The 17,112-nt window shown below is 64.0% G+C and carries 20 protein-coding genes; 10 read left to right on the plus strand and 10 right to left on the minus strand.

Annotated elements, in window-relative coordinates; genetic code table 11:
- The first annotated feature begins 62 nt into the window (after nucleotides 1–62).
- Nucleotides 63–515 (plus strand): hypothetical protein, encoded by a 453-nt coding sequence (locus BVH01_RS20275; protein WP_075932045.1) that lies wholly within the window; start codon nucleotides 63–65, stop codon nucleotides 513–515.
- A gap of 78 nt (nucleotides 516–593) precedes the next feature.
- Here the strand turns inward: BVH01_RS20275 and BVH01_RS20280 are convergent, their stop codons facing one another.
- Both BVH01_RS20280 and BVH01_RS20285 read right to left on the minus strand, forming a co-directional pair.
- Complete coding sequence (locus tag BVH01_RS20280; RefSeq protein ID WP_256562810.1) at nucleotides 594–1,940, minus strand: APC family permease; 1,347 nt, start codon at nucleotides 1,938–1,940, stop codon at nucleotides 594–596.
- A 344-nt stretch (nucleotides 1,941–2,284) separates the two neighbouring features.
- Nucleotides 2,285–3,100 carry a carbon-nitrogen hydrolase family protein gene (locus BVH01_RS20285; protein WP_075932047.1) on the minus strand — a complete coding sequence of 272 codons (816 nt, stop codon included), beginning with the start codon at nucleotides 3,098–3,100 and terminating at the stop codon, nucleotides 2,285–2,287.
- A 139-nt stretch (nucleotides 3,101–3,239) separates the two neighbouring features.
- On the opposite strand from BVH01_RS20285, the gene BVH01_RS20290 reads away from it, so the two are divergent.
- Nucleotides 3,240–4,022 (plus strand): LuxR C-terminal-related transcriptional regulator, encoded by a 783-nt coding sequence (locus BVH01_RS20290; RefSeq protein WP_075932048.1) that lies wholly within the window; start codon nucleotides 3,240–3,242, stop codon nucleotides 4,020–4,022.
- Between the two features lie 24 nt (nucleotides 4,023–4,046).
- Here BVH01_RS20290 and BVH01_RS20295 read toward each other — a convergent pair whose 3' ends face one another.
- On the minus strand, nucleotides 4,047–4,265 hold the full coding sequence (locus BVH01_RS20295; RefSeq protein WP_075932049.1) for a hypothetical protein: 219 nt from the start codon (nucleotides 4,263–4,265) through the stop codon (nucleotides 4,047–4,049).
- A gap of 194 nt (nucleotides 4,266–4,459) precedes the next feature.
- Here BVH01_RS20295 and BVH01_RS20300 point away from each other — a divergent pair, with 194 nt between their 5' ends.
- On the plus strand, nucleotides 4,460–4,681 hold the full coding sequence (locus tag BVH01_RS20300) for a hypothetical protein (protein ID WP_075932051.1): 222 nt from the start codon (nucleotides 4,460–4,462) through the stop codon (nucleotides 4,679–4,681).
- Here BVH01_RS20300 and BVH01_RS20305 read toward each other — a convergent pair.
- The gene (locus BVH01_RS20305; protein WP_075932052.1) at nucleotides 4,678–5,142 is read right to left on the minus strand and encodes a hypothetical protein; all 465 of its coding nucleotides are present in this window, start codon (nucleotides 5,140–5,142) and stop codon (nucleotides 4,678–4,680) included. The two genes, BVH01_RS20300 and BVH01_RS20305, sit on opposite strands and share 4 nt — an antisense overlap.
- Before the next feature lie 121 nt (nucleotides 5,143–5,263).
- Complete coding sequence (locus BVH01_RS20310) at nucleotides 5,264–5,755, minus strand: ProQ/FinO family protein (RefSeq protein WP_075932053.1); 492 nt, start codon at nucleotides 5,753–5,755, stop codon at nucleotides 5,264–5,266.
- Nucleotides 5,756–5,998: 243 nt separating this feature from the next.
- Here BVH01_RS20310 and BVH01_RS20315 point away from each other — a divergent pair, with 243 nt between their 5' ends.
- Nucleotides 5,999–7,630, plus strand: a complete 1,632-nt coding sequence (locus BVH01_RS20315; RefSeq protein WP_075932055.1) for a hybrid sensor histidine kinase/response regulator — start codon at nucleotides 5,999–6,001, stop codon at nucleotides 7,628–7,630.
- Here the strand turns inward: BVH01_RS20315 and BVH01_RS20320 are convergent.
- Nucleotides 7,611–8,522 (minus strand): response regulator transcription factor, encoded by a 912-nt coding sequence (locus BVH01_RS20320; RefSeq protein WP_256562811.1) that lies wholly within the window; start codon nucleotides 8,520–8,522, stop codon nucleotides 7,611–7,613. The genes BVH01_RS20315 and BVH01_RS20320 overlap by 20 nt on opposite strands.
- Between BVH01_RS20320 and BVH01_RS20325 the strand changes: the two genes are divergently transcribed.
- Both BVH01_RS20325 and BVH01_RS20330 read left to right on the plus strand, forming a co-directional pair.
- Nucleotides 8,512–8,769, plus strand: a complete 258-nt coding sequence (locus tag BVH01_RS20325; protein ID WP_177344621.1) for a hypothetical protein — start codon at nucleotides 8,512–8,514, stop codon at nucleotides 8,767–8,769. The genes BVH01_RS20320 and BVH01_RS20325 overlap by 11 nt on opposite strands.
- A gap of 163 nt (nucleotides 8,770–8,932) precedes the next feature.
- Nucleotides 8,933–9,922 carry an alpha/beta fold hydrolase gene (locus BVH01_RS20330; protein ID WP_075932125.1) on the plus strand — a complete coding sequence of 330 codons (990 nt, stop codon included), beginning with the start codon at nucleotides 8,933–8,935 and terminating at the stop codon, nucleotides 9,920–9,922.
- A gap of 107 nt (nucleotides 9,923–10,029) precedes the next feature.
- Here BVH01_RS20330 and BVH01_RS20335 read toward each other — a convergent pair whose 3' ends face one another.
- Nucleotides 10,030–11,199: an MFS transporter gene (locus tag BVH01_RS20335; RefSeq protein WP_075932059.1), complete on the minus strand. Its 1,170-nt coding sequence runs from the start codon at nucleotides 11,197–11,199 to the stop codon at nucleotides 10,030–10,032.
- Between the two features lie 94 nt (nucleotides 11,200–11,293).
- Between BVH01_RS20335 and BVH01_RS20340 the strand changes: the two genes are divergently transcribed.
- Nucleotides 11,294–12,187 (plus strand): LysR family transcriptional regulator, encoded by an 894-nt coding sequence (locus BVH01_RS20340; RefSeq protein ID WP_075932061.1) that lies wholly within the window; start codon nucleotides 11,294–11,296, stop codon nucleotides 12,185–12,187.
- Between the two features lie 88 nt (nucleotides 12,188–12,275).
- On the opposite strand, the gene BVH01_RS25040 is transcribed toward BVH01_RS20340, so the two are convergent.
- The 3 genes from BVH01_RS25040 to BVH01_RS20355 all read right to left on the minus strand — a co-directional run bounded on the left by BVH01_RS25040 (nucleotide 12,276) and on the right by BVH01_RS20355 (nucleotide 13,296).
- Nucleotides 12,276–12,404 carry a hypothetical protein gene (locus tag BVH01_RS25040; RefSeq protein ID WP_256562812.1) on the minus strand — a complete coding sequence of 43 codons (129 nt, stop codon included), beginning with the start codon at nucleotides 12,402–12,404 and terminating at the stop codon, nucleotides 12,276–12,278.
- Between the two features lie 83 nt (nucleotides 12,405–12,487).
- Nucleotides 12,488–12,784, minus strand: coding sequence for a hypothetical protein (locus tag BVH01_RS20350; protein ID WP_075932064.1), 297 nt, complete (start codon nucleotides 12,782–12,784; stop codon nucleotides 12,488–12,490).
- Nucleotides 12,785–12,798: 14 nt separating this feature from the next.
- Complete coding sequence (locus BVH01_RS20355; RefSeq protein WP_075932066.1) at nucleotides 12,799–13,296, minus strand: MarR family winged helix-turn-helix transcriptional regulator; 498 nt, start codon at nucleotides 13,294–13,296, stop codon at nucleotides 12,799–12,801.
- Nucleotides 13,297–13,381: 85 nt separating this feature from the next.
- Here BVH01_RS20355 and BVH01_RS20360 point away from each other — a divergent pair, with 85 nt between their 5' ends.
- The 3 genes from BVH01_RS20360 to BVH01_RS20370 all read left to right on the plus strand — a co-directional run bounded on the left by BVH01_RS20360 (nucleotide 13,382) and on the right by BVH01_RS20370 (nucleotide 17,003).
- Complete coding sequence (locus BVH01_RS20360; RefSeq protein WP_075932068.1) at nucleotides 13,382–14,284, plus strand: DMT family transporter; 903 nt, start codon at nucleotides 13,382–13,384, stop codon at nucleotides 14,282–14,284.
- The gene (locus BVH01_RS20365) at nucleotides 14,281–15,450 is read left to right on the plus strand and encodes a cyanate transporter (protein WP_075932069.1); all 1,170 of its coding nucleotides are present in this window, start codon (nucleotides 14,281–14,283) and stop codon (nucleotides 15,448–15,450) included. The genes BVH01_RS20360 and BVH01_RS20365 overlap by 4 nt, the downstream gene beginning before the upstream one ends.
- A 251-nt stretch (nucleotides 15,451–15,701) precedes the next feature.
- Entirely contained in the window at nucleotides 15,702–17,003 is a 1,302-nt protein-coding gene (locus BVH01_RS20370; RefSeq protein ID WP_075932070.1) for an Nramp family divalent metal transporter, read from the plus strand.
- The last annotated feature ends 109 nt before the right edge of the window (nucleotides 17,004–17,112 follow it).

The following is a 17,112-nucleotide window of genomic DNA, read 5'->3' on the forward strand; positions in this document are numbered from 1 at the left end:
AGGCTCGGTGGCGCCATACCCGGCAATGCCATGAATATTGAAACGCCCTTACCAGGTCATACATGACGTCCCTCATCATAAAGCTGTGGGAACACGATCTATTACCGATCAAAGACGGTATCTACTTCAGTGACGGCCGCGCCTATTCGTGCACGATCCGTCAGCACCCCAGGCTAAGCCTCGAAAATGGTCCTTGCTTCGACCTCGACGCCTTTCACACGAACAACAGCGACGACCTCACCGCCATCGATGGCCTCAAGCAAATAAGACTGTCGAATCATGGCTACTGCCGAGTCGGTGAAGGTAGCCATGGCTCCGAGGGTTTTGTCGCGTATCTGGATAGTGAGCAGCGGCTAATCTGGGTGATCTACGCGCAGCAGTCCAACCCCTTCACGCAAGTCGGCGAAAACCCGAATGGCCTGATCACGGCCATATCAACCGCTGATATCAAGCTCGAAATCGACGTCGACGAGCCACTTGGGCTGCGCTTGTCGGCAAGCAGCGAACGCAGATAAGGCAGCGCCGTGGGGCGCTGCCCTGCAAGCACATCGCTGGGGCCGTTTACCGTGCCAACCGTAGCGCCTACAGCTCTGCTACTGCTCCTCGAACTGCAACTGCGGCGGCTGGCGGCGCAAGCCGCCGGTCAGCCAGAGCAGGTAGAAGCCGCCGATCATCAGCCAGGCGCAGCCGAGCATGATCGCCAGGCGGTCGAGGCTGGCCATCAGCCACAGCGTGGCCAGCAGGCCGATCAGTGGGCATAGCACATAGAGCAATAGCTGCAGCGGGCCGCGCGCCTGGGGTTGGCGGGCGAAGTGGACGATCACCGAGAGGTTGACCAGGCTGAACGCCAGGAAGGCGCCGAAGTTGATGAACGAGGTCGAGGTGGTTACGTCCAGCTTCAGGGCCAGCAGCGCCACCACGGCGCACACCAGGATAGCGCCCACCGGCGTGCCGAAACGCGGGCTAAGGGTGCCGAGCAGCGCGCGGGGCAGCACACCGTCACGGCCCATGGCGAACATCAGCCGCGAGGCACTGGCCTGGGCCGACAGGCCGGAGGTGAAATGGCCGACGATCAGGCCGATCAGGAACACCGACACGAACACATCGCCGCCGATATTGCTGGCGATTTCGTAGGCTGCCGAGTCGCTGCTCTGGAACACCACCGAAGGATGAGCCAGTTGCACGAAGTAGGCGGTGGCCACGAAGATCAACCCGCCGATCAGGGTGATCAGCAGGATCGCCCGCGGGATGGTGCGCTCGGGGTCGTGGGTTTCCTCGGTCAGGGTGCTGACCGCATCGAAACCCAGAAACGAGTAGCAGGCCACCGCCGCCCCGGCCATCACCAAAGACAGGTTCATGCCCTCACCGAAAAATGGCTGCAGCGACCACAAGGGTTTGCTGGAATCGCCCAGCACGTAGTGCACGCACAGCGCCACGAAGGCCAGCAGCACCAGGAACTGCACCAGCATCAGCACACCGTTGATGCCTTTGGCCAGGCGCAGCCCCACCACGTTGATCACGTTGGTGACCACGATGAAGGTCAGTACCCACAGCGCCTGGGGCAACTGCGGGAACGCCGAGTGCAGGTAGGCCGCGCCGATCAGCCAGATGGCCATGGGCAGGAACAGGTAGTCGAGCAGCACCGCCCAGCCGGCGATGAAGCCCAGGTGATCGCTGATGCTGCGGCGCACGTAGCTGTAGGCCGACCCGGCAACCGGGAACAACCGGGCCATGCGGGCATAGCTGAGCGCGGTGAAGAACATCGCCACCGAGGCAGCCACGTAAGCAGCCGGCACGGCGCCGCGAGTGATCTCGGCGAGAATGCCGAAGGTGCCGAGCACGATGATCGGCGTCATGTAGGCGATGCCGAACAGCACCACCGCGCCCAGGGAAAGGGATCGTTGCAGACGAGCCTTTAGGGTCTGTTGACGTTTCAGCACGAGCCGCGTTGCCGCGAGAAATCTCGCAAGGCAAGGCGGAGGACGCAGGGAATGGCGTTCCCTTTTCAAGTCCTCCAACGACGCATGGCGAGATTTCCCGCGCAACCCGAAGGGTCGGACCCGTTTTGTCGCGATGCGGCGTTTCTCGCCGGCTCATTTAGCCCACTAAACTTCGCGGCTCGTGCCTTGCCTCGCGACAAAACGGGTTCCGGCGCGGCCGTGCGTGAAACGTCAACAGACCCTAGTAGCTACTCCAGTTTTATACGTTGTTATGGCAGAGCCGAAGTCGGCAAAAGCACGCGGCGGGGCCGCAGCGGGCGCTTCGGTGGCGCCCAGCAGGTCAATCAGGGAATCAGTAGCTCACGCAGGCCGTTGGCGTGGTCGACACGCGTGCCCGGCAGCGCCATGCGCCGCTCTTCCAAGTAGCGGTAATCGCGGCGGGCTTCGGCCAGGCGCTGGAAGTCCAGGGTGATGCTTTGTCGGCACGGCTCGCGGCCGGCTTCCAGCAGCAGGCTGCCATTGGGGTCGACCACCGCGCTGCCGCCGGCGAACACCAGGCCGCCGTCGCCCTCGCCCACACGGTTGCTCATCACCGCGTAGACCTGGTTCTCCATGGCCCGCGCCATGATCGCGGTGCGGTGCGTCGGCCCGTACGGATCCATGTTGCCGTTGGTGACGATCAGCAGTTCGGCGCCCAGCTCGCCCAGGGCACGAGCGCTTTCCGGGAACTCGATGTCGAAGCACACCAGCAGGCCGACCCACACGCCGTCGAGCAACGCCGTGGCGTAGCGATCGCCCGGGGTGAACACGCCACGGTCGGACGCCCACAGATGGGTCTTGCGGTAGCTGAGCAGCAGGTTCTGCCCGTCCAGCAGCACCGTGGTGTTGTAGAAGGTGCCACCGTCGTTCTCGGCGAAGCCGATGGCCACTGCTAGCCCGCGTGCGGCGGCGGCCTGGCCGATGGCGGTCAGGCTGGGGCCATCCAGCGGCTCGGCCAGCGCGGCGATGTTGTCTGCGGTCGGGAAACCGGTCAGGTAGGTTTCCGGGAACACCAGCAGGCGCGTACCCGCCTGGCACGAGGCGATGGCCTCCAGGGCCTGGGCGAGGTTGTGGGCCGTATCACCGTCACGTCCGGTGAGCTGAGCGAGTTCGACTTGCATGACGGGGCTCCGTTCTTGTTGTTGCATCACGCGGGGGGCGCACACAGAATGCCGACACCGATGCGCCGGGGTTCGAGTATGGAGGCTGAGCCACCCAGGCGAAATCACGCACGCGGGGTAACCCCACAGGGGTAGACAGATGACCATGACCTTGCACGACATCGCCTTCCACCGCAGCGTGGCCGAGCTCATCGAGGCGCTGCACAGCCCGCCGTTCTGGCGCACCCTGGCCCGCACCCTGGCGCAATACGTGCACCATGACAGCTGGGTGGCGCTGATCTTCAGCGAAGGCCGCCCCCAGGTACTGGCCGAAAGCCCGGGCAACGACGGCGCGCCGGATCTGCTGTTCCAGGACTACCTGCACGGTCTCTACCTGCTCGACCCCTTCTACATCGCCAGCCGCGAGAGCACGCGTGAAGGCCTGGTGCACCTGAGCGAGGTCGCACCGGAATGCTTCGAGCAGACGGACTACTACCAGCGTTACTTCAGCCTCAACGTGGTCGCCGACGAGGTGCAGTTCAACGTTGCCTTGCCCGATGCACGTACCCTGTGCCTGTCCCTGGGCTCACGGCAACGCTTCCAGCCGGAGCAGATCGCCCTGCTCTCCCTGCTGCAACCCTGGGTGGCAGCGCTGATGCGCCAGCGTCTGGGCTTCGAGCCCGAACCCAGCGAGCCCGCCGCCGCACCGCCCTGGCAGGAGCGCCTGGAGCAGATGGCACATCAGGTGGAAACGGTGCTGACCGGCCGCGAGCTGGAAGTGGTGCGCCTGATGCTCGCCGGCCATTCCAGCAAGGAGGTCGCCCGCAAGCTGGCCATCTCCTCGGAGACCGTGAAGGTGCACCGCAAGCACCTGTACAGCAAGCTGGGAATCAAATCGCAGTCGGAGCTGTTCGCCCTGTTCCTGCAGGCGCAGCGCGGCTAGCCACAGCGACCTGCAGCCAGGCGATCAGCGAGGGTGAAGCGGGCTGCTCGGCTGGCTGCTGCCCGGCACCACCACCATCCGACAGGCGGGTAGTTTGCCGCGCAGGCGCGCGGGCATTTCCACGGCGAAGGCGATGCGCCAGTGGCTGCCCTCACGAATGGAGTCGAGCCGGTAACTGCCGACGTCCTCTTCCGAGAGGCCCAGATAATCGGCGAGTTGGCGATTGGTAGGTTTGGCGCTCATAGATAACCCTTTCCATGGATTTCGACAGGCACACAAGAAGGCAAGGCCGCCACTGTTTCGCGGCGTTATTGCAGAGTGGTTCATGTTCTGGCGATATGCAAAATAAAACCGGAACCATTTGCAACAGCCCATCTCGGATTTAGATCGCGTTCACACTTTCTGTGCCTGCAGCCACTTTCACGGAAGACAAAACAATGAATCTGAGCGAACACCCCGTCCAGGATCTTTCCGCCGACATCCTCAAATGTTTGCCCATGGGCATGGCTCCGCGCCTGGAAGCCCTGGTGGCTGCACAGAACTCGACCATCACCGACGAAATCATTCGCGCCATCGAAGCGCACCTGTGCAGGCAATCCAAGGCCAACATCCTGGCCATTGCCCGCGAAGCCAACGTGCTGCTGCAACGCGAAGCCTAGTCAGCAGCGCTGCGGTCACCTGGTTCGACCCGCTGCACCACCACTTCCTGCTGGGTGTACATGTCCGTCAGCACCACGTCGCCTTCGCTGAAATCCGGGGTGATCATCACCGAGCGGATCAGCCTCACCTCCTGCCCTTCGCGCTTCTGAATGTTTTCGAACGCCACCACGATCGACTTGTTGCGCCAGTGCCCGACATCGAAGCCACCGGCGGCGATGAACTGCCCGATATCGCGCTGATCGTTGAAGGCCGCTGCCGGCAATACCAGCGGCCGATCCCCGAGGAACACCTCGAAGTACTGGTGGCTGCTCGCCGGGAAGTTACGCACGATCACATGCTCGATGCGCCAGTGATACACCGAGTTCTCGTAGACCACCTTGCGCTCCACCGGCTTGCCGGTGCACGCAGTGAGCAGCGACAGGAGCAAGGCGCCGAAACACGGGCCTAGTTTACGCAGCATGAAGGATGGCTCCTCGCAAGGCATGGCGCTTCCCTGTACGAAAGGCTGACGCCATTCGCCCTGGCAGCGGTTCGCATGTTTTCGCTAACGCGGTAACGCTGAGCGCGCGGTGGCCGCGCTGTCAGGCATCGCTCTCAGCGGTTGCAGCCGGCTCTTTCGGCTTTTGCTGAGCGCGGCGCATCTGGCTGCGCTGCCGCCTGGCCTGCTGCTTGGCATGCAGCGCCTGGGCCGCGGTCACGGTACCAGCCGGCTGGCCGTTCAGATCCAGGCGCGGAGCATCTTCGACCATGCTGGCCCAGTAGCGACCGCCCCTGCACCAGGATGCCAGGCCGAGCTTGAGCTGCTCCTGGGTGATGCCCAGCTTCTCCAGATGCTGCTCGGCATCCTTGAGAATGCCTTCCTTGAGCGGCACCTTCGGCGCAGGGTTGACCGGGAAGGCCAGCGGGAAGTGCTTCTGCAACCGCCAGATCGCCTCCAAGGCAGGATCCTGGTCCTGAGGCTTGCGTGGCGCGGCAGGCTGGCGCTTGCGCTGCTTGGTACTCTCGGTCTTCACCTGCTCTTTCTTTTCAGCTCGCAGGCGGTCGCGTAGATCAGCTAGTTGCTCAAAACCCATCGTTCAGTTCACAGCTTGGTGGTTGATTAAAGGCGCAAGCTTATCCCATGCAGCCCTTCAGGGCAGCCCACAGGGGCATTTACTGTTGGCTTCGCCGTTGGGTACCTGCCAAAGCGAGCGCTCGAAGGGTTCGCGGAACACCCGCAAGAACCCTGTTTTCAGCCTTGCCAGTCCACCTGTGGCCCCTCTCGGCAATGAATTCCGCTAAGGTCGTCCGCTCGATCAGGTTTCGGAAGCCCCTTCATGAAGTCGCTGTTTCGCTTAGAGGATTTGGAGTTCAGCCAGGCGCAACTGCGCCTGGTGGTGGTTTTCGTCGTATCGCTCTATGCCGTGATCATGTATCCACTGGGGCTGCTCGACGCCGAGCTGCTCAAGGCCGTTCTGGTTACCGGCACGCTATTCACGCTGCTGTCGGTGCTGCTGCTCGCCCATCTCTGGTTCCTGCCGCAGCCCATGGTGTGGCGACGGGTTGCCGCCATGCTGCTGGACAACCTGGGCGCCTGCGCGGTGATGATCCTCGGCCAGGAGGCGCTGCTGCCCACGTTCTGCGTGCTTTTGAGCATGACGGTCGGCAATGGCGTACGCTTCGGCCGGCCCTATCTGATTCTGGCCACCACCTTTGGCCTTGCGTCCCTCACCCTCATCGCGTTCTTCGTGCCCTTCCTGCAGGAGCATCCGGCGGTTCTGGTGATGATGGTGCTGAGCATGCTGGTGCTGCCCACCTTCAGCTATTTTCTGCTGGGGCGTTTGCAGGAGGCCATGGCGGCCGCCAAGCGCGCCGACCAGGACAAGTCGCGCTTTCTGGCGCAGGCCAGCCACGACCTGCGCCAACCCATCCACGCCATCGGCTTGTTCACCACCTGCCTTCGCGGCACTCCGCTCAATGCCGAGCAGCATCAGCTGATCGACAGCGTCGACCGCTCCCTGCTCAGCGTCGAGCAGCTCTTCCGCTCGCTGCTCGACATCTACACGCTCGACCAACAGCAGGTGATGCCGCGCAAACAGACGGTGGACCTGCATCGGCTGCTGGTCGACCTGAAGAAGCAGAACGGCGAGGCCGCGCGCTGGGCCGGGGTGGATATCCGCCTACGCGGCGCCGCCACCCTGACCTACAGCGACCCCGCGCTGCTCGGCACCCTGCTGCAGAATCTGATATCCAACGCCATCAAGTACGCGCCGGGCAGACCGTTGCTCATCGCCTGTCGCCGGCGTGGTTCGACCCTCACCGTACAACTGCATGATCGCGGCCCGGGCATTGCCGAGGAGCACCTGCCGCACCTGTTCGAAGAGTTCTATCGCGTACGCCAGGAACGTGACCGCGATGTGGAAGGCATCGGGCTGGGGCTGAGCATCGTTCGGCGCATCGCCACCCTGCTCGACCTGCAGATCAGTGTCGCGTCGAGAGTCGGCCACGGCACCTCGATCACTCTGGCAGGCCTGCCCGCAGTCACGCCCCAACGGACCGCCCAGGCACTACCGTCAGCCGAGCCTGTCGCCGATCTGCAAGGCATTCACGTGCTGCTCATCGAGGATGACCGCAGCGTGCTGGAGGCGATGGCCAAGCTACTGCGCGCCTGGGGCTGCCAGGTGACCGCCATCGACGGCCCACCCAATGCAGCGTTGCCTTGCGATGTGGTGGTGACGGATTTCGATCTGGGCCACGAGGCCACCGGCATCGAGTGCCTGGCACAACTGGAAAAATGGCATGGCCGCCCGTTACCGGCCGTGATTCTCACGGGCCACGACCCGCAGAAAATCCGCTCGGCGCTACCGGATCCACGCATACCGCTGCTCTCCAAACCTGTTCGCTCAGTCGAACTGCAACGGGTCATCGCCGAATTGGCTGGGCGCCGGGTCAGCGCTCCCCTTCACTGACCTGAGCAGTGCGACTTGCAGCGCCCAGCCCATGTCGGGCGCCTAGCGCCGCGGCTGCCGAACGCGAACTCAGTTTGAGAACGCTGAGCAGCGCCGACACGTGAATACGCACGGTAAAGGGCGAGATGCGCAGAATCTGCGCGATCTCCTTGTTGCTCAGGCCATCGGTGATCAGCTGCAGCACCTCGAATTGCCGCGCCGTGAGCGACGAGAAACAGTCGGCGGCAGCCGGCGGCTCGTACGCGGTAAAGCTGCCCTGGGACGCACAGCGCACCACAGGCTCGCCATTCAGCGCGGCCGCAAGCGCCTCCGCGACTTCGCTCGGGGGAAGCGACTTGCCGATAAAGGCGCTGGCCCCCTGGTTCATCACGCGCTCGACCACCAGCGGGTCTTCGCACATCGACACCACCACCAGCAACGAGGCGGGAAACTCCAGGCGCCAGTCGGCAATGGATGCCCACGCGTTATCGCTCGAATACATCAGATCCAGCAGGATGCCCGCCGGAGCCTGCGCTCGCGCCAGTTGCAAAGCCTCGTCCAGCGTCGCCGCTTCCCTGATCATGGCCTCCGGTCGCGCCTGCGCGAGCAACCGCACCAGCCCATCACGAAAAAGCGGGTGATCGTCGGCGACGATGAAAAGATCATGGGGCATCTGCGTTGAGCATCCGGGCGTCTGTGGTCGACACCATACTCCATCGTCGTCGGCGTCGCAGCCTGGGTGTAGCTGGCCGATTTGCAGAAAACCGGCCATCTTTCGATTCAAGCGGCAACGCTTGCCGATCACGTAAGCGTCATCTGCGTCGCCTGGTAGGAGGCTTGCGTCGTTGGGCCGCCAGCTTGCGCGCCGACACCACTTAGCTTCTGCAAAAAGAGACTTGAGAATGGCAAACAAAATGGAGCTTCATGAGCGCTTGGATGAAATCAGGGACTCGGTAACCTTCCTGGAATTCGCGCAAGCCCTTGTAAAAGACAAAGGGGCCGATAACGGTGACTGGCAGAACATCTCGATAGAAGACTTTCTTGAGAGCGCTATTGCCTGGGCCGAGGACAGCGACTTTGGTTTGAAACAAGGGCTAGCGTCATCCAATCCGTGGCAACAGTTCGCGGTCTTTCTGTACTGCGGGAAGATTTATGAGTGATGCGCTGTGCTGTGTAGCGAATTGTGCAGATCAGCATTAAGGTACGAGTCAGAGCCCATGAATCTGGTATTTCGCGTTGTAGCACCGTACATACGCGCTAGCCATAACCGAGATAAATATGCCGCGTAATAATCTCGGCCGTTGGCCAGGCCGCTGCAAACGGATGTTACTCACCCTCACGCTGCTGGCGACGGCCCTTTACGCCGGGCTCAGCAGTGCTGCTCCCTATGTAATGCGCCTGGGCCAGAACGCGCCCTATGATTTTCTCACTTACGCCAATGCCGACGTGACGAGCGCCAGCCGCGCTTCACGGGCCGTGGTGCTGGTGCACGGGGTGCGGCGCAACGCCGACGACTATTTCGAAACGGGCCTCAAACTGCTGAATAACGCAGGCCTCGATGCCAACGACAACCTTCTACTGTCGCTCAACTTCCTGACCGCCGAGGATCGCCGCGCAGGTAACGACATGCCTCTGTGGGCGCGGGACAAATGGATGCACGGCACGGCGTCGGAGCAAGGTCGGCCGGGAATCGAGGCATTTGCGGTGCTCGATGACGTGCTGGCGTACCTGGCGGATCGCAAGCGCTTCCCTGCACTGAAGGAAGTGGTGCTGATCGGCCATTCGGCCGGCGGCCAGCTGATGCAGCGCTACGCCGTGCTTGGCGAAGGCGATGGACGCCTGGCGCGCCAGGGCATTGCGGTGCGCTATGTGATTTCCAGCCCTTCGTCGTACCTATATCTCGACGGCGACCGGATGCAGGCGGGCAATATCGGGCCCGTTTCCGTCGCCGACTGCCCGGATTACAACCGCTACCGCTATGGCCTTGAGGCAGCACCGCCGTACCTGGCGCGCCAACATCTGGGTGTCGAGCAGTTGGTTCGCCGCTACGCTGCCCGCGATGTGATCTTCATGGTCGGCGAGCGTGACGACAACCCCGAACACCGCGTGCTGGATCGCTCCTGCGCCGCCGCGCTCCAAGGCCCCAATCGGCTGGAGCGCCAGCGCAATTACCTGCGCTACGAGGCGTATCTCTCGCAAAAGTGGGGCGTCGCCATCCATCATCCGCAGATAACCGTGGCTGGCGTAGGCCACGACGCGGCGAGGCTTTTAACGCGGGATAGCGTTGCCAGGCGGTTGTTTCCCGAACACTAGGCTCACAAGCCAAAACAGCGCGAACTCAGGAGCGCCAGCGGACGGTCTGCCTGCCAAGGCAAAAGACGTACTGCTTAGCCCCTACGCTCTAGCCGCCCTGCCCCCAATCAACGGCATATCGCCGCAGCCACCGCCCTGGATCGCCAGGCAAACCCCAACACCATCAGCAGCCCGAGCGCCGCCATCGCCGCGCCGGCCAGGGAAATTGCCGGGTAACCGAGACCCGCGCTGATCACCGCGCCACCCAGGGCCGCACCAACGGCGTTGCCGAGGTTGAAGGCGCCGATGTTCACGGCCGAAGCCAGGTTGGGGGCGTCCTTGGCGGCTTCCATCACGCGCATCTGCAGCGGCGGCACGATAGCGAAACTGGCGATACCCCAGATGAGGATGGCCACGGCGGCCGGCAGCGGCCAGCGCATCAGCACCGTGAAGGCCAGCAGCACCAGGATCAGCGCGCCCAACGAGGCGATCAGGGTGCGGTCGATGGAGCGATCAGCCGCCTTGCCGCCCCACATGTTGCCCAGCGTCAGGCCCACGCCGTAGAGCACCAGCATGGCGGTGATGAAGCCGGTGGAGGCATGGGTCTGGGTGCTGAGTATCGGCGCGATGTAGGTGAACACGGTGAACATCGCACTGGAGCCGACCACGGTCAGGGCCAGCGCGGCGAGTACCGGGCCACGACCCAGCACGCGGATTTCGGCGAGCACGCCATCGCTCTTCGGCAGCTCGACGTTGGGCAAGGCGAACCACAGCGCGAGCATGGTGATCAGGCCCAGGCCGGCAATGCCCCAGAACGCCGTGCGCCAGCCGAGCAGCTCGCCGAACCAGGCAGCCAGCGGCACACCGCCGATGGTCGCCAGGGTCAGGCCCATGAACATCGCAGCGACTGCGCCAGCCCGTTTGTCCGGCGCGACCAGGCTGGCGGCGACTACCGAGCCGACGCCGAAGAAGGCGCCGTGGTTGAGCGAGGTGACCACCCGGGCGATCAGCAGGCTGGTGTAGTCGGTGGCCAGGGCGGACATCAGGTTGCCAAGGGTGAAGATCGCCATCAGCCCGATCAGCAGGTAGCGCCGGGGAATCTTGCCGGTGGTAAGGGTCATCAGCGGCGCGCCGATCAGTACGCCGATGGCGTAGGCGCTGACCAGCAGGCCGGCAGCGGGAATCGACACGCCCAGATCGCTGGCGATGCCGGGCAACATGCCCATGGGGGCGAACTCGGTAACGCCGATGCCGAAAGCACCGATGGCGAGCGCGACGAGCGGTGGATTGATACGCATGAGAGGCTCCTTATCTATGCCGCAAATGCTACGATCCCGCTCTCACGGGCGGTAGACCGCATTTCTGGCAAACACCTTTGCCTTGGAGGCACAAGTGGACGTAGGCGGCCGATCAGGCGAAATGGAGGTACTGGTGCGCGTGGCGCAGGAAGGCAGCCTGTCGGCGGCGGCGCGCACACTGGGCCTGACGCCTTCGGCGGTCAGCCGCATCATCGCCCGCACCGAACAACGCCTGGGCACCCGCCTGTTGCTGCGCACCACCCGGGCGATCACTTTCACGGCCGAAGGCGAGGCTTACCTGCGTGGCGCCCGGCGCATCCTCGCCGACCTGGCGGAGGTCGAGGACGCCATCGCCGACCAGAGCGTGCCCAAAGGGCGCATCCGCGTCAGCGCTGCGCTCGGTCATGGCCGGCTGGCCATCGTGCCGCTGGTGGCAGCGTTCAGCGCGCGCTACCCGAACATCGTGGTGGACCTGACCCTGGGTGACGAAGTGGTGGATATTCTCGGCGGCGTGGCTGATGTGGCGGTGCGCTTCGGCCCGCTGCCGGACAGCCCGTTGACCGCCCGCAAGATCGGCGACACCGGCCAGGTGGTGGTGGCCTCGCCCGATTACCTGGCGCGCCACGGCACGCCCCAGGTGCCGGAAGATTTACTGCAGCACAACTGCCTGCGCTTCAACTTCCGCCGCGCCGAACCCAACTGGCCCTTCGTGCGTGAAGCCGAGGTGTTCTCCCTGAAGGTGTGCGGCAACATCGAATGCAGCAGCGGTGAGGCCCTGGCACAACTGGCCCGGGTCGGCGCCGGCATCGCCCGCATCGGCGCCTTCACGGTCAACGAGGACATCGGCCGCGGCGACCTGATACCGCTGCTCGAAACGTACAACCCCGGCGAACGGGAACCGATCCACGCCGTGTTCGTCGGCGGCCCGACCATGCCGGCGCGGGTGCGGCTGTTCGTGGATTTTCTGATCGAGCATCACCAGCTGTAGGTGACTGTCGTGCGGCAGACAATGCGCTGCTTGTTCGCCGTTGCGGTTTCGCAGTGGTCGATGGGTCAAACGCTGCTTACCCTAGATGCTAGGCGAGCAAAAAGATGCAAAGGATGGTGATCGACAGGACAGTGAAGATCACGAAGCCGATGAAAGTCGGCAGGAAATACAGGTAGCTGTTGGTGTCCTTGTAACGACCACCTGTCAGTAGCTTCAATATCCATAATCCGAATAGCCGGAAGCCGCGCTCGACTAATCCGCCAAGGTAGTTCACAACCTCATCCATGATGCCCTGCCCACTCACCGATTCAGGCACAGCACGAACAGCAAATAAAGCCCGAACCCCACCACCGGCACCAAATGCCAGAGATTGGACAGCCAGGGCGCCGAGCTCAGGTAGCCGACCACCAGTAGGCCGGCGGTAGCCAGCGAGATGCTGGGGAGCAGCAGCATCAGGGTCGCCAGCAGGCGATCCTGGAAAGGTGTCAGCTCGCTGTTGTTGGCAATGGCGGCGCCCGAGAAGACCACGATCAGGCCTTGCAGGCCGGCGAAGAACAGTTGGGCGAATACGCCAATGATCAATGTCGTGAGGGACATGGGTTCGATTCCTTTCATTCACCCGGTTGCAGGTTGGCCAGCAACTTGCCGGTGAGCGCATGCAGCTGCTGTTTTTCCTCGTCACTGAGGGCTGCGAGTAGGTGTTGCAGGTTAGCAACATGGGCGGTGAGCATGCTGTCGATCAGTTCAAAGCCCGCTGGCGTCAGCGCTACCAGTATGCCGCGGCGATCGGTGGGGTGCTTGCGCCGCTCGATCAGCCCGGCTTTCTCAAGGCGGTCGATGCGGCTGGTCATGCCCCCGGAAGAAATCATCGCGCTTTCGTACAACACCGTGGGCATCAGCGCATAGGGCTCACCAGAGCGGCGCAGGGTGGCCAGCACGTCGAACTCGCCGGCCTGCAGGCCATGGCTGGCGAAAAACGGCAGCAGGTGATCGCGGCTAAGCACCTGGGTCAGTTCGCCCAACCTGCCCATAACTGCCATGGCGAAGCCGTCCAGATCCGGGCGTTGTTCACGCCACTGCTCGGCAGCCAGTTGTGCTCGATCCTGCATATCGCCCTCGATTTATCTTGCCATCAAGATACTTTTCAAAAAGAATGTTTGCATCCTAGCGTATCCAGCCCAAGGAGGCACCTGCATGGCAGGCACGCAGCATCGACCCGTTATAGCCCTGGCCCTGCTGTTCACCGTCGGCACGCTGATGGGGCTCACCAGCATTCTGGTCAAACTGGCCGGCAGCGCCGGCTGGCAGCCGATGGCCTATCTGCTGTGGGGCCTGCTGGGCGGTGGCCTGCTGCTGTTGCTGTTCGCCTGGTGGCGGGGCGAGCGACCTGGCATGAGCCTGTCGCAACAACGCTACTACCTGGCCTCGGGCCTGCTCAGCATCGCTGTACCGAACGGCCTGCTGTTCAGCTCCATCGGCCATGTCGGCGCCGGTTTCGCCTCGATGTGCCTGGCCTTCCCGCCCCTGTTCACTTACCTGCTGGCCCTGGCGCTGCGCATGGAAGCGCTCAGCCGCATCCGCTTGCTGGGCATCTGCATCGGCTTGTCCGGCAGCCTGCTGCTGGCCCTGGGCAAACTGCACGGCGGCGACAGCCCGGCTTTGTGGGTGGTGGCGGCGCTGTGCGTGCCGGTATTCCTGGCGCTGGGCAATATCTACCGAGCCCGATACTGGCCCAGCGGCGCCACGCCGCTGTCGCTGGCGCCCGGCATGCTGCTGGGCGGCGCGCTGCTGTTGGGGCTTACGGCGCTGTTTGGCGTGGACTTCTCGCCCAACCTGAACAGCCCCTTGGCCGTCGGCCTGATACTGGTGCAGATGCTACTGTTCGCAGCGGTCTATGCGCTGTTCTTCATCCTGCAGAAGCTGGCGGGTACGGTGTTTCTCAGCCAGATCGGCTCGGTGGCGGCAATCACGGGCGCGGCCATGGCCATCGGCCTGCTCGGCGAGCAGGGCAGCCTGAGCCTCGCGCTGGCGGCGCTGTGCATTGTGGTCGGCGTACTGCTGGTGGCCTGGCGTGGTGCCCAGGAGAAAGCGCAATGAAACGGCAAACCCTGTTGCTGCTGGCGATCATTCTGCTGGGCCTGAACCTGCCACCGGTACTCGCGGCCGTGGGCCCTCTGCTCGACCGCATCCAGCTGGACACGCACCTGGGGCATGTGGGCGCCAGCCTGCTGACCAGCCTGCCGATCGTGATCATGGGCCTCGGCGCGCTGGCTGCGACCTTTCTGCGTGGATGGCTCGGCGAGCGACGCGGCATTCTGCTCGGCACCCTGCTGATCGCCCTCGCCTGCCTGGCCCGCGGCCTGCTGCCGAACGCCACGCCGCTGTTGGTCAGCGCCCTGCTGGCCGGCGCCGGCATCGCCTTCGTACAGGCGTTGCTGCCAGGCTTGATCAAGGCGCGCTTCAGTCATGATGCCGGTCGACTGATCGGTTTCTACAGTTGCGCGATCATGGGCGGCGCGGCCTTCGGTGCTGCGCTGACGCCCTGGCTCGCGCAGTGGCTGGGCTGGGCCTGGGCACTGGCGGCCTGGGCAGCACCGGCCCTCGTCGCCTGCGCGGTGTGGAAGCGCGCCGCGCCGGCGGACGAGCCAAACGCGAACAGTTCGGTGGCACCACTCAACCCCTGGCGCTCGCCGCGCGCCTGGCTGCTGATGGCGTTTTTCGGGGTCGGCACCGCGGGTTATACGCTGGTGCTCGCGTGGCTACCGCCCTACTACACCTCGCTGGGCTGGAGCGCCGAATCCAGCGGCCTGCTGCTGGCCGCCCTGACGCTCTGCGAAGTGGCGGCCGGCCTGTTGGCCTCGAGCCTGCTGGCACGCTACCCCGATCGCCGGGTGCTGCTGGGTTTCGTGCTGACGTGCCTGCTGCTCGGGCTGATCGCCCTAGTGGTCGCACCCTTGGCGCTGGTGACGGTGATCTGCGTGCTGATCGGCATCGGTATCGGCGCGCTGTTTCCGCTGTCACTGGTAGTCGCCCAGGACCATCTCGACGACCCACGCCAGACCGGCGACCTGCTGGCCTTCGTACAAGGCGGCGGTTACCTGATCGCCGCCACCTCGCCACTGCTCGCCGGCCTGCTGCGCCAATACACCAACGACCTGCGCCTGAGCTGGCTGATGATGGCCGCAGCCACACTGCTATTGATGATCATGACCGCGCGCTTCAAGCCGGGCAGCGGGCATTTCCATACGCGACTCTGCACGTGACCGGGCTCGGAAACGCCAAGACGTAAGGCGGACTCGGAAGCGTCAGCGAACAGTCCCCATTGCGACGCTAGGCGTACTGCTTCGCGGGTGCGCCGTATGGTGCGGCTTCGCGAAGTAAAGAAGCGAGCGAGTCGGCAGGCCGCCCCCGCGCACGCCCTGCAACACTTTTCATCTTCCGCTCCTGTGCAAAACGTTTCGGGCGCTATCTAAGCTCCATGAAAATGCCCTAGCGGCGCCCACAGGATGATGCCATGAACGACAACAACGAGACGCGCGCACCGTCGATGGAAGAACCCTCCCAGTCAGCCCCGCCAAGCAGCACGGCGGCGCGCTGGAAGCTCATCGGCCCGGGCATCGTGGTCGCGGTCACCGGGGTCGGCGCCGGCGATCTGGTGGCGACCCTGATCGCTGGCTCGCGCTTCGGCTATGCCTTGCTCTGGGCCGCGGTGGTGGGCTGTATCGTCAAGATCGCCCTTGCCGAGGGTTCGGCGCGCTATCACCTGGCGACCGGCTCGACGATTCTCGAAGGCTGGCGCTCGCTGGGCAAATGGACGTACTGGTACTTCGGTATCTACATCGTGATCTGGGGCTTCGTTTACGGCGGCACGGCGATGAGCGCCACGGCATTGCCGCTGGCCGCGCTGTTCCCGGACGTGATGCCGTTCTGGATGTGGGGCGCATTGTCGGGGATCGCCGGCGCGGTGTTCGTGCTGTTCAACCGCTACAGCGCCTTCGAGACGGTCATGAAGCTGTTCATCGGCATCATGTTCGTCGTAGTGGTCGGCCTCGCCATTCTGGTCATGCCCAACCTCGGCCAGGCAGTGACCGGCCTGGTGCCGAGCATTCCCGAAGGCTCGGCGATCTATACGCTGGGCCTCATCGGCGGCGTTGGCGGCACCATCACCATGGCCTCCTACGGTTATTGGGTGCAGGCCAAGGGTTGGCGCACCCCGGCCTGGATGGGCATGATGCGCCTGGACAACCGGGTGGCCTACATCGCTACCGGCATCTTCGTGATTTCGATGCTGATCGTCGGCGCCGAGCTGCTCTATACCGCCCAGGTCACTCTGGCAGGCGGTGACCGCGGCCTGCTCGACCTCGATGAAATCCTGCGCGAGCGCTTCGGCAGCGTGGTGTCCACCCTGTTCCTGATCGGCTTCGCGGCGACCACTTTTTCCTCGATCCTCGGTGTCTGGCACGGCGTGTCGCTGTTGTTCGCCGACTTCGTGCGCCAGGTGCAGGGCGGCGAGCAGGCCAAAGGTGCCCGGCAAGACCTGGAAAAAACCCCGGCATTCCGCTTCTACGTGCTCTGGCTGACCTTCCCGCCGATGCTGCTGCTCACCCTGGGGCGGCCATTCGGGCTGGTGATCGCCTACGGCGCCTTCGGCGCGTTCTTCATGCCGTTCCTGGCGCTCACGCTGATCTGGCTGCTCAATTCGCAACGGGTGCCGGCAGAGTGGCGCTCGGGCTGGCTGTCCAACGGCCTGCTGGGAATTGCCGCGGCGCTTTTCGTGGTGCTCTGCCTGAACGAGTTGGCCCGCCTGATCGGCTAGGCCCACACCAGCCGCCGCGGGGGTTGGTGGCGCCGTGTTGCAAGGGGCACCGGCTGCGCAATTAATCCGGGAGCGTCGCAGCGCTGACCGCGGTCTGAAACTCCCTGCA

This window comes from Pseudomonas sp. PA1(2017), from assembly GCF_001945375.1.
In the GTDB taxonomy this organism is placed as follows: Bacteria; Pseudomonadota; Gammaproteobacteria; order Pseudomonadales; family Pseudomonadaceae; genus Aquipseudomonas.

What these genes read in the sequence shown, in the direction of transcription:
- BVH01_RS20285 (WP_075932047.1), bottom strand. Translation starts at nt 3,100, where the DNA reads ATGCAAGTCGAACTCGCTCAGCTCACCGGACGTGACGGTGATACGGCC.
- BVH01_RS20365 (WP_075932069.1), top strand. Translation starts at nt 14,281, where the DNA reads ATGAAACGGCAAACCCTGTTGCTGCTGGCGATCATTCTGCTGGGCCTG.
- BVH01_RS20350 (WP_075932064.1), bottom strand. Translation starts at nt 12,784, where the DNA reads ATGTCCCTCACGACATTGATCATTGGCGTATTCGCCCAACTGTTCTTC.
- BVH01_RS20355 (WP_075932066.1), bottom strand. Translation starts at nt 13,296, where the DNA reads ATGCAGGATCGAGCACAACTGGCTGCCGAGCAGTGGCGTGAACAACGC.
- BVH01_RS20325 (WP_177344621.1), top strand. Translation starts at nt 8,512, where the DNA reads ATGGCAAACAAAATGGAGCTTCATGAGCGCTTGGATGAAATCAGGGAC.
- BVH01_RS20310 (WP_075932053.1), bottom strand. Translation starts at nt 5,755, where the DNA reads ATGGGTTTTGAGCAACTAGCTGATCTACGCGACCGCCTGCGAGCTGAA.
- BVH01_RS20295 (WP_075932049.1), bottom strand. Translation starts at nt 4,265, where the DNA reads ATGAGCGCCAAACCTACCAATCGCCAACTCGCCGATTATCTGGGCCTC.
- BVH01_RS20360 (WP_075932068.1), top strand. Translation starts at nt 13,382, where the DNA reads ATGGCAGGCACGCAGCATCGACCCGTTATAGCCCTGGCCCTGCTGTTC.
- BVH01_RS20305 (WP_075932052.1), bottom strand. Translation starts at nt 5,142, where the DNA reads ATGCTGCGTAAACTAGGCCCGTGTTTCGGCGCCTTGCTCCTGTCGCTG.
- BVH01_RS20370 (WP_075932070.1), top strand. Translation starts at nt 15,702, where the DNA reads ATGAACGACAACAACGAGACGCGCGCACCGTCGATGGAAGAACCCTCC.
- BVH01_RS20315 (WP_075932055.1), top strand. Translation starts at nt 5,999, where the DNA reads ATGAAGTCGCTGTTTCGCTTAGAGGATTTGGAGTTCAGCCAGGCGCAA.
- BVH01_RS20335 (WP_075932059.1), bottom strand. Translation starts at nt 11,199, where the DNA reads ATGCGTATCAATCCACCGCTCGTCGCGCTCGCCATCGGTGCTTTCGGC.
- BVH01_RS20275 (WP_075932045.1), top strand. Translation starts at nt 63, where the DNA reads ATGACGTCCCTCATCATAAAGCTGTGGGAACACGATCTATTACCGATC.
- BVH01_RS20330 (WP_075932125.1), top strand. Translation starts at nt 8,933, where the DNA reads ATGTTACTCACCCTCACGCTGCTGGCGACGGCCCTTTACGCCGGGCTC.
- BVH01_RS20300 (WP_075932051.1), top strand. Translation starts at nt 4,460, where the DNA reads ATGAATCTGAGCGAACACCCCGTCCAGGATCTTTCCGCCGACATCCTC.
- BVH01_RS20290 (WP_075932048.1), top strand. Translation starts at nt 3,240, where the DNA reads ATGACCATGACCTTGCACGACATCGCCTTCCACCGCAGCGTGGCCGAG.